The sequence below is a fragment of the Weizmannia sp. WK01 genome, from assembly GCF_025905465.1.
GTDB lineage: Bacteria > Bacillota > Bacilli > Bacillales > Bacillaceae_C > Weizmannia > Weizmannia faecalis.
In genome coordinates, this window is sequence record NZ_CP109616.1 from 485,122 (window position 1) to 498,369 (window position 13,248).

9 protein-coding genes are annotated in these 13,248 nt (G+C 47.1%); 7 read left to right on the plus strand and 2 right to left on the minus strand.

The annotated features are described in order from the left end of the window. Positions 1-118: 118 nt before the first annotated feature. The 3 genes from OF158_RS02360 (at position 119) to OF158_RS02370 (ending at position 4,016) form a co-directional block, all read left to right on the plus strand. A complete protein-coding gene (locus OF158_RS02360) occupies positions 119-1,720 on the plus strand; it encodes an ATP-binding protein (RefSeq protein WP_026684233.1) in 1,602 nt (533 codons plus the stop codon). Further along, a complete protein-coding gene (locus OF158_RS02365) occupies positions 1,717-2,397 on the plus strand; it encodes a response regulator (protein ID WP_017550630.1) in 681 nt (226 codons plus the stop codon). Before OF158_RS02360 ends, OF158_RS02365 begins: the two co-directional genes overlap by 4 nt. 317 nt (positions 2,398-2,714) lie before the next feature. Further along, positions 2,715-4,016: a CitMHS family transporter gene (locus tag OF158_RS02370; RefSeq protein ID WP_035182639.1), complete on the plus strand. Its 1,302-nt coding sequence runs from the start codon at positions 2,715-2,717 to the stop codon at positions 4,014-4,016. Positions 4,017-4,290: 274 nt separating this feature from the next. Here the strand turns inward: OF158_RS02370 and OF158_RS02375 are convergent, their stop codons facing one another. Continuing rightward, entirely contained in the window at positions 4,291-5,298 is a 1,008-nt protein-coding gene (locus OF158_RS02375; RefSeq protein WP_017550628.1) for a glycosyltransferase family 2 protein, read from the minus strand. Between the two features lie 550 nt (positions 5,299-5,848). Between OF158_RS02375 and helD the strand changes: the two genes are divergently transcribed. Continuing rightward, positions 5,849-8,140, plus strand: coding sequence for an RNA polymerase recycling motor HelD (gene helD / locus OF158_RS02380; protein ID WP_035182634.1), 2,292 nt, complete (start codon positions 5,849-5,851; stop codon positions 8,138-8,140). Between the two features lie 504 nt (positions 8,141-8,644). Here helD and OF158_RS02385 read toward each other — a convergent pair. After that, positions 8,645-9,193 carry a hypothetical protein gene (locus OF158_RS02385; RefSeq protein ID WP_128890989.1) on the minus strand — a complete coding sequence of 183 codons (549 nt, stop codon included), beginning with the start codon at positions 9,191-9,193 and terminating at the stop codon, positions 8,645-8,647. A gap of 529 nt (positions 9,194-9,722) precedes the next feature. On the opposite strand from OF158_RS02385, the gene OF158_RS02390 reads away from it, so the two are divergent. From OF158_RS02390 to glpK, 3 genes are all read left to right on the plus strand, one after another. Then, on the plus strand, positions 9,723-10,283 hold the full coding sequence (locus OF158_RS02390) for a glycerol-3-phosphate responsive antiterminator (protein ID WP_014096283.1): 561 nt from the start codon (positions 9,723-9,725) through the stop codon (positions 10,281-10,283). Between the two features lie 415 nt (positions 10,284-10,698). Continuing rightward, a complete protein-coding gene (locus tag OF158_RS02395) occupies positions 10,699-11,499 on the plus strand; it encodes an MIP/aquaporin family protein (RefSeq protein ID WP_035182632.1) in 801 nt (266 codons plus the stop codon). Positions 11,500-11,511: 12 nt separating this feature from the next. Further along, complete coding sequence (glpK, locus tag OF158_RS02400) at positions 11,512-13,002, plus strand: glycerol kinase GlpK (RefSeq protein ID WP_017550623.1); 1,491 nt, start codon at positions 11,512-11,514, stop codon at positions 13,000-13,002. Positions 13,003-13,248: the final 246 nt, after the last annotated feature.

Sequence of the window (13,248 nt, forward strand, 5' to 3'; positions counted from 1 at the left end):
CGGCGGCTTTTATTTTGCTTAGATTGGGAACGCGGTTTAGCGCATCATGCCATTTTCGCCGCAACATTTCCAAAAATCATGTAAAATGAAGATAAATCCTTTTTGGCGGGGGATGGGGATGCGTAAAAGAAAGGTTTCATTGCAGACAAAAATACTGGGGCTTGTGCTGCTTCTGTCTTTTTTGATCATCGGCACGATTTCCGGTTATTTTATGGTGCTGGAGCAGCGCCGAATCGAACAACAGGAAGGGCGCCTGGCGTTAAATATTGCGAAAACGGTGGCGGCAATGCCGGCTGTTGTGAATGCTTTCCAAAGCAAAGATCCGTCCAAAACGATTCAGCCGCTTGCGGAAAAAATCCGCAAAGAAACCGGCGCCGAGTTTATCGTTGTCGGCAACAGGGAAGGGATCCGCTACTCCCATCCGCTCCCGGACCGGATTGGCAAAAAGATGGTTGGCGGTGACAATGAACGGGCCATTTTGAAAGGGGAATCCTATATCTCAAGCGCAAAAGGATCACTTGGCCCGTCATTAAGAGGGAAAACACCGGTACGCGACCGGAACGGAAACATTATTGGCATCGTGTCGGTCGGGTTCATGTTAAGTGATGTGAATCGGCAGACCAACATGCACATGATGAAAGTGGCTGGCGTCGCACTGCTCGCTTTTTTCGGGGCCATTATCGGAAGCGTGCTGCTTGCCCGGGATATCCGTAAAGACACAATGGGGCTTGAACCGTTCGAAATCGCGTCGCTTTACAAAGAAAAGCGGGCCATTTTACATGCGGTTAAAGAAGGGATTATTGCTGTTGACCGGGAAGGGTTTGTCACTACCATGAATCAGCCAGCGAAAAAAATGCTGCATATTGACGGATCGGTCAGGCGTACAAAGATTGACAAGCTGATACCGGCTTCCATTTTTTACGCCGTGTTAAAATCCGGCAAGCCGCAAAAGGACCGGGAAATGGTATGGAAAGACCGGACGCTCATTGTAAACAGTACTCCGATTCTGAATGAACGAGGGAAAGTGCAGGGGGCGGTTGCTTCTTTTCGCGACCGTTCGGAAATTGAACGAATGGCCAATACATTGAGCGAAGTCCGCCAATACTCGGAAGATTTGCGGGCCCAGTCCCATGAATACGCAAATAAGCTGCATGTCCTTTCCGGGCTGTTGCAGCTTGGGGCTTATGAAGACGCAATTGAATTTATCAGGGAAGAGACGGCATCTTTGAAAAACCAGCACGCCCGTGTTTTTGAGAAGATAAAAGACATGAAAGTCCAGGCGGTTTTGCTCGGCAAACTCGGCAAAGCATCCGAAAAAAAGATTCATTTTGATATTGATCCGAACAGTTCTTTAGAAAGGTTGCCAAAGCAAATCGATGTGATGCGGCTGATTGTCATGCTTGGCAATCTGCTCGACAATGCTTTTGAAGCAGCGGGAAAAACCGATCACCCGGCCGTCTTGTTTTTTGCGACAGATATGGGGGATGACATTGTATTTGAAATCAGCGATAACGGACCTGGCATGGAAGAAGCGGTCCTCGGGCATATATTTGAAAGGGGTTTTACAACAAAAGCAAAAGAAGCGAACAGAGGGTTTGGCTTATCCAATGCCGCTCATGCTGTGTCTGAACTTGGAGGTTTTATTGAAGTCCACAGCCACCCCGGGGAAGGAACGGTTTTTACGGTTTATTTGCCGAAAAGGGAGGGTGTCAACAGTTGAAAACAATAAAAGCGGTGATCGCCGAGGATGATTTCCGTGTGGCGCTTGTCCATGAAAAGTTTCTGGCGGAGTTCCCTTGTTTCGAAGTGGTTGGCAAAGCCTTGAATGCAAAAGAAACACTGGCGCTTGTAGAGGAAAAGTCTCCGGATTTTTTGCTTCTGGATGTATATTTTCCCGACCGGATCGGTGTTGATCTGCTTCCTGACCTGCGGGCGTTGTCGCCGCATCTCGACATTATGATGATTACAGCCGCTGTGGAAAAGGATTTTATCGAAAAGGCGCTTCATTATGGGGTGGAACATTATTTAATCAAGCCGGTTTCGCTTAAGCAGTTTAAGGAGACGGTCGAAAAGTATCTGGATAAAAAGCGCCTCCTGGAAACAGCGGGTACGGTGGATCAGGCCTGGGTTGATTCGCTGTTCGGGTCGCCACGCCGGGAAGCGGGGACGCAGGAAACGGAGCTGCCGAAAGGAATTGATGCGATTACGCTGAGCAAAGTAAAAGCAGTGCTGATTCCGGACCAGGGGCAGTCCGCCGAACAGGTCGCCGAAAAAATCGGCGCCTCCCGGACAACCGCCCGCCGCTATTTGGAATACCTGGTTTCAATCCGGACGTGCAGGGCAGAAGTCGAATACGGCATCGTCGGCAGGCCGGAGCGGAAATATTACCTTGTTTAAACGCCTGTACGGCAGGTTGTGAAAACGAGGGTTACAAAAAATGGAAATCGGGTTTTCCATAAGTGTTGGGACCGTGACGGGATACTGGGGAGTACTGGGTACGTGTTGCTCTTGCACGAGGCTCACCGACCATTAGATCGGCCGGGCTTCGTTAGCGAGTACTGGGCACATGTTGCTTTTACACCCTTCCCCCTTTTCTGTTCGTGAACAAAATAAACAAAATAATCAAAATGGATTTTATATCAATAATGTTGAAAACGCTTACAATGGTTGCTTCGTTGGGTAAACTGAAAGAAACGAACGAAGGGGTGGCTGTTTTGTTGGCATTCATGGGTTTTTTGATGATTATTGTTTTCATGTTTTTGATCATGACGAAACGTTTGTCCGCCATGATTGCGTTGATGTTGGTGCCGATCATTTTTGCGGTTATCGGCGGGTTTTGGAAAGGAATCGGGAAGATGGCGATCGACGGGGTTACAAGCGTTGCGCCGACCGGCATTATGATTTTATTTGCCATTCTTTATTTTGGACTCATGATCGACGCGGGGTTATTTGACCCGGTGATCTCGCAAATATTAAAACTCGTAAAAGGGGATCCGCTCAAAATTGCGATCGGGACAGCGGTTTTAGCCGTTTTGGTATCGCTTGACGGGGACGGCACGACCACCTATATGATTACCATATCCGCGATGCTGCCGCTTTACCAGCGGATCGGCATGAAACCGCTCGTGCTTGCGGGCATTGCCGTTTCCGGATCGGGCGTGATGAACCTGCTGCCATGGGGAGGCCCGACAGCTAGGGCAATGAGTGCGCTCGGCCTCGAGACGTCAGATCTATTCACGCCGGTGATTCCGTCTATGATCGGCGGCTTGCTATTTGTCTTTCTCCTTGCTTTTTATCTCGGGCGTAAAGAAAGAAAACGGCTGGGGATCATCAGCTCAGAAAATGAAGCAATTTTGGAACAGGCTGCAGCAGTTGCAGTCGGTGAGGGGAATGAATTAAAGCGCCCGAAACTCATTTGGTTCAACGGCCTTTTGACGATTGCGCTGCTTGTTGGGCTCATTATGGAAGTCCTGCCGACAGCGGTTTTGTTTATGCTCGGTTTTGCCATTGCGGCGATGGTCAACTATCCGAATATGGATGTCCAGAAAGAAAGGGTTGCAGCCTATGCCGGAAATGCGATGTCGGTTGTGGGAATGATTTTTGCAGCCGGGATTTTTACAGGCATTTTGTCCGGGACAAAAATGGTTGATGCAATGGCAAACACATTGATTACCCACGTTCCAGCAGCCTGGGGCCCGCATTTTGCTGTCATCACGGCAGTCATCAGTGCACCGTTTACCTTTTTCATGTCCAATGATGCATTTTATTACGGCGTTCTCCCGCTCGTTGCAAAGGCAGCGGCAGCGTACGGCATTAGCGCGGAGGCAATTGGCAGGGCATCATTGCTCGGGCTTCCGGTCCATTTGCTGAGCCCGCTCGTCCCATCCACCTATCTGCTGGTCGGCATGGTCGGTGCCGAGTTTGGTGATTTGCAGCGTGCTTTCTTAAAATGGGCGTGCGTATCGGCACTCGTTATGATCATTGTGGCATTGGTGATTGGCGTGATTCCATTTTGAAGCAGGAAAAGCGAAAGGATGATGTGTGCCTTTCGCTTTTTTGCACTTGAGGGAGCCTAGGTTTCGTTCCGGTCCTTACAGGCTGGTCTGTGGTTTTCGCGGCTCTTTTCGTAAAATGACCTGAAAGAAAAGAAGCCCGTGTTTACGCGTTCACCGAGGTGCTTTGCCGCATACGAAAACACGGCTTCCCAAAAAAGCGAGATAGAAGGAAGCGGCGGGGTGGAACAAGCCAACCACCGCTTCTGATACGACGTAAAAAGCGACAACAGGCTTGTCAATTAATCCTTTTTGCCGAATCCTGCTGTGTCCGCAACAATTGCTGGCTGATTGTCTCCTGCTGTGCATCCTGCGCAATCGTGTAGCGCGGACGCCTTTTTGTTTCCTGGTAAATTTTACCAATATACTCGCCGATTAACCCCATACTCATTAACATAAAGCCGCCTAAAAACCAAATGGAGATGATAATCGAAGCCCAGCCGTCATCCGCATGGCCGGAAATTTTTACAAAAAGTGCATACAAGCCGGCGATGGTGCTTGATAAAAAAGTAAACAAACCGACAAGGGTAATAAAGTGAATCGGCACCACACTAAAAGAAGTAAGGCCGTCAAAGGCAAACGCCAGCATTTTTTTGAGCGGATACTTGCTCTCGCCGGCTGCCCGTTCTTTCCGGTCGTAAAGCACTTCGGCCGTTTGCAAGCCGATTAACGGCACCACACCGCGCAAAAATAAATTTTGCTCAGGGAAGCGGGAAAGCTCCTCCAGCGCACGCTTACTCATCAGCCGGTAATCCGCATGATTGTATACGAGATCAACGCCGAGTTTTTTCATTGCCCGGTAATACCCCTGGGCAGTCGCTCTTTTAAAAAAGGTATCTTTCTCCCGCTTTTTCCGCACGCCGTACACAATGTCACAGCCGTCGTGAAACTTCAATAGAAATTCGCGCATAACCGAGATGTCATCCTGCAAATCAGCATCGATGGAAATGACACAGTCAGCCTCTTCTTTTGCTGTTTCGAGCCCGGCAAGCAGCGCTTTTTGGTGCCCGAAATTGCGCGAAAGCTTCAATCCTTTGACAAGCCGGTTTTTCCTTACAATTTCCTCGATCATCGTCCATGTCTGGTCACGGCTGCCGTCATCGACAAACAAAATACTGCTTTTCGGGCTGATCAGGCCTTCGTTCATCAAGGAATACACCATTTCCGTCAGCTGGCGTTCCGTTTCGTATAAAACAGCCTCTTCGTTGTAACAGGGAACGACAATGGTCAGTACTGGATTTTCCACGTTAGCAACCTCCAACAAACAGTATTACGGATAGGTTTTGCCAGCGTGCATCACTTTATGCTTGAAAAAGGGAAATGAAGAAAAAGAATGGCAAGATGAGAGATTATGCGGTCTTCTCTATAAAATAACTTAAGTTTTTACATCAACCCCGAGCACCCATTCGGCATGAGTCCTACTTTTTGTGGCAGGCAACAGAACGGAAAAAAACATGGAATGGTAAAAGAGAACAGACCAGACATTGGAAAATCAGGCGGAAACGTGGTATACTAAGATGCGGAGTGCAACGGATGGGGAATATATATTTTACCATCTTAATTATATCATCTCCTCATCCCATTGTCAAATTTATTGGCTTGCGGTGCTACATTTTTCCCTACTGGTTGGGATGCCGGGGTATACCGCTTCATGCCATATAAAATGAACTTATGTTTTGACATCAAGCCAATTTGCATGATGACTACTTTTACAGCAGGCAACAGAGCTAAGATAGTTTGTTCATTTTTTTAAGAAAAATTTTCTATACTCTTACTGTCAGGAAGGGGCCGGTTCTATGCCACACGATGAAGAATGGTTAAAGGAACAAAAACGCGTTGATGATACAATTGAAAAAATGAAGCACGAAAAGGATACACTGCTCTCCAAAGTAAGGGCTGTCCGCGGCGAGGCACAGGAAATCCGCAATACGTTCTGGGAAGACGTAACGGTGAACCTCGATGAGCCGGATGATGTCGTAGAAACATCGGCGAGCGTCCGCCAGCAGGCAGAACTCCTTGCTGAACGCGAACGAAGCTATGGGCATATGGAAAAAGATGTGAAAAAACTTGATCGCCTCATTTATTCTCCATATTTTGCCCGCGTCGATTTTCATGAAGAAGGGGAACCTTCCGAGCCCATTTACATCGGCATTGCTTCCTACCGGGATGAGGATGAGTATCTCGTTTACGATTGGCGTGCGCCAATTTCCAGTATTTATTATGACGGAGTGCCCGGCCCGGTTTCGTACCAGGCGCCGGACGGCAGGCGCGAAGGCATCATGGATTTGAAACGGCAGTTTTTAATCCGGCGCGGCCATATTGAAGCGATGTTTGATACCGGTGTTTCGATTGGCGATGAAATGCTGCAGGAAATGCTTGGAGCAAATGCAAATACCCATATGAAAAATATTGTGGCGACGATTCAGAAAGAACAGAACCGGATTATCCGTGATGTTTCCAGCAATCTTCTGTTCGTGCAAGGGGCCGCCGGAAGCGGAAAAACATCGGTTGCCCTGCAGCGGATTGCGTATTTGCTGTACCGTTACCGCGATTCGCTCCATTCCGAGCAAATGGTTTTATTTTCGCCGAACCAGCTATTTAATCATTATGTGTCAAAAGTGCTCCCGGAGCTCGGGGAAAACAATATGCAGCAGACGACTTTCCTGGAATTTGCCCAGGCACGTGCCGGCAAAAAGCTAAAAGTCGAAAGCCTGCTCGAACAAATGGAAGAAGCGCTCGAAGGCAAAGCCGAAAATAGGAAAGAAGCACAAATCAAAGGCAGCCTTGCCTTTTTCCATGCCGTTCGGGATTATGTGGAAAAACTTTTAAACGGCGGCATCCTTTTCCGCGATATCCGTTTTAAAGGCGAGACGATCGTGGCAAAGGAAAAAATTGCTGAGATGTTTTATGCCTATGATAAAAGTTACTCGCTGTCGAACCGGTTTCAGCTTGTCAGCAAAAAGCTGCTGAAAGAACTGGAACAGATTGCAAAAGAAGAGCGGAAAAAGCCATGGGTGGAAGAAGAAATGGAACTGCTCGGGACGGAAGCTTTTCTTGCCGCCCATCAATATGCCGAGCGCAAATCGCGCAAGAGCAATGATGCGTTCAGCGAGTCCAATTATGAGAAAGAATTTCTGGCGCGTAAAATTGTCAACCGCCGCTTCAGCTCGATCCGAAAACAAATTAAAACGTTCCATTATCTCCATATCCGTGCCCAGTATCTGGATTTTTTACGGCGCGCACCAGAATTTGTTCCCGGTGCGGAAGAACGGCTTGATGCAAAAACGCGCGCCGCTTTCCGTGAAGGGTGGCTGCCCTATGAAGATACCGTGCCGTTTTTGTATCTCTTTGACCTTTTGACAGGCAAAGCAACGAGCAGTTCGATCAAATATGTGTTTATTGATGAAATCCAGGATTATTCGCCGGTCCAGCTTGCCTATTTGCGCTATTTGTTCCCGTACAGCAAGTTTACGATGCTCGGTGACTTGAACCAGTCCATATTCGGCACAAGCGGCCGTTCGCAGATGGAGCTGATCAAGGAGATTTTCGGTGAAGAAAAAGCGCAGGTCGTATACTTGACGAAAAGCTACCGCTCGACTGCCCAGATCACCCGCTTTACGAAAGAAATTTTAGCAGGCGGGGAGAAGATTGAATGGTTTGAACGCGAAGGCGATTTGCCGGTTGTTACGGTGGCCCGCGGCAAGGAAGAAGCTTTGGCAAAAGTTGTACAGTTTGCGAAAAAATACGCAAAAGAGAGCAATACCGTTGCGATCATCGGCAAGTCACGGAAACAGTGTGCCGAAGCGTATGAAACATTGCGGGAAGAACTGGATCTGACCTTTATTGAAAAAGAATACAGCGATCTTCCGGAAGGCATCATCCTGATCCCGTCTTATCTTGCGAAAGGGCTGGAATTTGACAGCGTCATCGTGCTCGATGCTTCGGCGTCTGTATATAAGGATGAAGCAGAACGCACCCTGCTATATACAGTCGGGACGCGGGCGATGCACCACCTCGCCCTTGTCAGCAACGGTCCGGTGACCCCGCTTTTAGATAAAGTGCCTGAGACGCTATACGTTAAGAAATAGGAAACAGGATAACAACGGCCGGCTGCCAAACGCATCAGCCGGCCGTAATCTTTTCCAGTAAGTAAACCAGAATGCAGAATGGTTCGTAATGTTCATGATGTGAGAATCAAATGGATGGTCCTTGAGAATCTTTAAATCGGTTACGGGTGTGATGGCGTCACGAAACAGACATTACTGTTTAGGGAATTTAGCAGGAGTTTTTGGGTGAGGTGCAGAAACATTAACATAAATACTTTTTATATAGGGGGAACGTATGGAAAAGTTTATTAAAATATGGAGGAGTACTTATATTTGGCTTTTGATCTTTCTACCGGTTCTTTTATTCGCAACTTTCGATCATGTCCATATTTCTTTTTTCATCTTAGCCTTTTATTTCTTTGTTCACCTTATCATAGAATTCTATAAAAAAGTTGCAGCCAGGGAAAAAGTTGTTACTGTTTGCTTGATATTGATTTTTCTTTATTTTAGCTTTGTTAAATGAAATAACCAAGGCAGTTGCCTTGGTTATTTCATGTACGAAGTCACAGCGTCATATGAACTTACCAGCTTCGTTCTCGAAGAATTTGAATACAACTTTGTACTCCATTTTACGTATATTGCGGCATTATCTTCGTCAACATATTTTTTAGTAGTCCAATAATAATTTTTGCTCTTTGATACAGGCATGACACTGGTTACTAAACTAGCAGAAGCGGCGCCTTTCCATCCTCCTACTCTTTTAGCAATATAACTAGATACAACTGCTTCAAAAGCCTTGTATAAAGTGCTAGCTATTTTGTTACCAGAAACATTATCGCCTTTATAAGTCGCTTTATATTTCCAACTCCAATTGCCACCAGAGCCGTTTACAAGTTGGACATAAGATACTGTTCCCAAACCCGATGGGTTTGTAGGTGAAGAAGCAATAGGTGTTGTTGTAGAGTTTCCATTTTTATCATAATAAGTAACACTAATAAGCTGAGGAGTAGAAGCAGAATCACTACTATTGCTACTACTTATATCATCATCTGCCTTTACTTTTGATGAAACTAAAGGAATTAAAGGAACAATCAACAAAACACTCAGAAACAATAAAAAATTTTTTTCATAAAAAAACTCCTTTCAATTTTTTGTTTGCACAATTATTATACTACTTTTAAAAATTTTTTCAAAGGGAAAAATGCGTTTTTTCAAAAAATATTTGTTCCATACTTAGAACTTGCTCATTAAGCAAAGTTCCTGGACTTGACAAGAATTCTGGAAGATTGGTTAAACATTAAATACAAGGATTTTATAAAAATACATGAAAAAGCATTGCACTCGTAAGCTTTTCAATGGTAGAAGAAGGAAAAATCAGTCCGTATTTGCAGTATCTCTTCTTAGGCGTATGAGTAGCCCGCTCTTGATAGCCGAACGTATTTCAGGACTTTCGTGGGTATCGGATTTTGGATTTTTGGGGAGCTGGATTATGATTAGAAACTGGAAGTGTTCCAAGATGACTTTGGCCATCTGACATATCGGGAAAATCTTGTCATATACACAATGCGTACCGGCCCATCGTACGTGGTAAACTAAATTTGCACTAATATAAGGAGGAGAAAAAATGGCCTTTTCTCAAAGAATTCTTCCGGCTTCTGTCAACATGAAGGAGTTTGAAAGGTTTTTAAAAAGTGATTATGAAATCGGGATTTTTCTGGAGCTTCACATTTCACAGCTCAAATATGTCGCGGCAATGGCAAAGGCGGAAGGCAAAAAAATGATTTACCATGTGGACTTGATCCAGGGCTTGAAGAGTGATGATTACGCAACGGAATATTTATGCCAGGAGTATCAACCTTTCGGGCTAATTTCCACGAAAGCCAATGTCATACAAAAAGCAAAGCAAAAGGGAGTCGTGTCGATCCAAAGAATGTTCCTGATTGATTCGCATGCGCTTGAGAAAAGTTACAAATTAATTGAACGGACGAAACCTGATTATATTGAAGTTTTGCCGGGAATCGCGCCATGGATGATCACCGAAGTAAAAGAACGGCTTGGCATTCCAATTTTTGCAGGCGGGTTGATCCGTACGCGGGAAGATGTGGAAAAAGCATTGAAAGCCGGAGCGGAAGGCATCACTACCTCGGACACGGAATTGTGGGAAGCCTTTTTGGAAAAGAAATAAAGATAAGCGGCTGTTCCGGGCGGCCGCAGTGGTTTTTTGCATGGGACGGCACCCGGGTGTACAGCGGGCATATTGACAAGCCGACTCCTAACCAGAAGTGGAAGCGATGTGAAACATTCTCCCATTGGAGCCGAATGCAGCCCAGCGGAATCCTAAGTCTGCTGGCAAGGATGTCCGCTTCTTTCAACAAAATCTGGAAAAATCCGGTATATATTTTTTTGTGAACATGGATTGACAAAATTTAAAGTAAGCGTTATCATCATACATAAGTTAATAAACTTGGCAGGAGAACAAAGAGATCCACTCCATTCGCAACAAATTTGCGGGCGTCGTGGGTCTTTTTGTTCTTTTTTGATGAAAGGGACCGGAGTGTTGCCGGATCAGCTTTTAATTCATTCGAAATGGAGGAAGGGGTATGAATCCATATTTAGCAGAATTGGTTGGCACAGCCATCCTGATTATTTTTGGTGGCGGTGTTTGTGCCAATGTCAATTTGAAAAAGTCATTTGCCTACCAGAGCGGCTGGATTGTCATTTCGTTCGGGTGGGGACTTGGCGTCGCCATGGCGGCTTATGCAGTCGGAAAATACAGCGGTGCCCACTTAAATCCCGCACTTACCGTCGGGCTTGCATTTAACGGGGATTTTCCATGGTCGAAAGTGGCCGGGTATATTTTGGCGCAAATGGTCGGAGCCATGATCGGCGCTGCCGTCGTATTTTTTCACTTTTTGCCGCACTGGAAGGAGACGGACGATCCGGGAGCCAAACTTGGCGTATTTTCGACCGGGCCGGCCATTCCAAACTATTTTGCCAATCTTATCAGTGAAATGATTGGGACCTTTGTTCTTGTGCTCGGTGTTCTTACGATCGGGGCAAATAAGTTTACAGACGGGCTGAACCCGTTCATCGTTGGCATGCTGATTGTAGCGATCGGGGTTTCACTTGGCGGGACGACGGGTTATGCGATCAACCCTGCCCGCGACCTTGGCCCGAGAATTGCCCATTTTCTGCTCCCGATTGCAGGGAAAGGGCCTTCGAATTGGGGTTATGCGTGGGTGCCGGTTGCCGGTCCGTTGCTCGGGGGTTCTCTCGGGGGCGTTTTTTACCGGGCTGTGTTTAAAAATGATTGGACGCCCGCGTTTTGGTGTGTTTTGCTAACGTGTTTACTTGTATTATTGATAGTATGGATGATAGAAAACAAGAAAAAGAGAGCGTAAGGAGGAAACGGGATGGAGAAATTTATTTTATCCATTGACCAGGGGACAACAAGTTCAAGAGCTATTCTTTTTAACCAAAAAGGGGAAATTGTGCATACAGCCCAGCAGGAATTTCATCAGTATTTTCCACAGCCTGGCTGGGTGGAACATAATGCGAATGAAGTGTGGGCATCGGTGCTCGCGGTTACGACGACCGTTTTAACAGAAGCAGATGTAGAGCCGAAGCAGATTGCCGCGATTGGGATTACCAACCAGCGTGAGACAACGGTCGTCTGGGATAAAAAGACGGGTCATCCGATTTACAATGCGATTGTCTGGCAGTCGCGGCAGACAGCGGATATTTGCGCTGACTTAAAAGAAAAAGGCTATGCTGATATGGTCCGTGAAAAAACAGGGCTCCTCATCGACCCGTATTTCAGTGGGACAAAAATCAAATGGATTCTCGACCATGTTGACGGAGCAAGAGAACGCGCTGAAAAAGGCGAGCTCCTGTTTGGCACAATCGACACTTGGCTGATCTGGAAATTTTCAGGCGGCAAAGCCCATGTTACCGACTATTCGAACGCGTCCCGGACACTTTTGTACAATATTTACGATTTGAAATGGGATCCCGAGCTGCTTGAAATGCTGGACGTTCCTGCTGCGATGCTTCCGGAAGTCAAACCTTCCTCCCATGTTTATGCGCAAACTGCACCGTACCATTTCTTCGGTGAGGAAATTCCGATCGCAGGCGTGGCGGGCGACCAGCAGGCGGCGCTGTTCGGGCAGGCGTGCTACGAAGAAGGGATGGCGAAAAATACGTACGGCACCGGTTGCTTTATGCTGATGAATACCGGCGAAAAAGCTGTTTCTTCCAAGCATGGCTTGCTGACGACGCTCGCATGGGGTATTGATGGAAAAGTCGAGTATGCCCTTGAAGGCAGCATCTTTGTGGCAGGGTCAGCGATTCAATGGCTGCGTGACGGGATGCGCATGATCAAAGACAGCGCTCAAAGTGAATCGTATGCAGAGCGGGTTGATTCAACAGATGGTGTGTATGTCGTGCCGGCATTTGTCGGGCTTGGGACACCGTACTGGGAAAGCGATGTGCGCGGCTCGGTGTTCGGGCTGACACGGGGCACCACGAAAGAACATTTTATCCGGGCCACGCTTGAATCGCTCGCCTATCAGACGAAAGATGTGCTTGCTGCAATGGAGGCAGATTCCGGACTGCCGCTTAAAACATTGCGTGCGGACGGCGGCGCAGTGAAAAACAATTTTCTCATGCAGTTCCAAAGCGACATGTTAGGCGTGCCGGTTGAGCGCCCGGTTGTGAGCGAGACCACTGCACTTGGCGCCGCATACTTGGCGGGGCTTGCGGTCGGTTACTGGGAATCGCGTGAAGAAATTGCCCGCCAGTGGAAAGTGGAACGCAAATTTGAACCGTCACTCGCGGAAAAAGAACGCGAAGCCTTATATGACGGATGGAAAAAAGCAATCCGTGCAACCATTGCCTTTAAATAGATTTGCAGATTGCTGCAGGCAGCGCGGTAATCTGGCTTAGCCTGCGACCAAATTGGGCAGTCATACGGAAGTGGGCATGCAGTAGGCAACGTGGTTTATCTGGGTTAACCTGCGACCCAAATTGAGCAGCTGTACGGAACCGGGCATGTAGTAGGCAACACGGGTAATCTGGCTTACCCTGCGACCGAACTGGGCAGCCATACGGAAGCGGGTATGCAGTAGGCAACGTGGTTTATGTGGCTTACC

Excerpts from the sequence above, each read along its gene's own strand:
- OF158_RS02395 (WP_035182632.1), top strand. The coding sequence starts at position 10,699 with ATGAATCCATATTTAGCAGAATTGGTTGGCACAGCCATCCTGATTATT.
- glpK (WP_017550623.1), top strand. The coding sequence starts at position 11,512 with ATGGAGAAATTTATTTTATCCATTGACCAGGGGACAACAAGTTCAAGA.
- OF158_RS02390 (WP_014096283.1), top strand. The coding sequence starts at position 9,723 with ATGGCCTTTTCTCAAAGAATTCTTCCGGCTTCTGTCAACATGAAGGAG.
- helD (WP_035182634.1), top strand. The coding sequence starts at position 5,849 with ATGCCACACGATGAAGAATGGTTAAAGGAACAAAAACGCGTTGATGAT.
- OF158_RS02360 (WP_026684233.1), top strand. The coding sequence starts at position 119 with ATGCGTAAAAGAAAGGTTTCATTGCAGACAAAAATACTGGGGCTTGTG.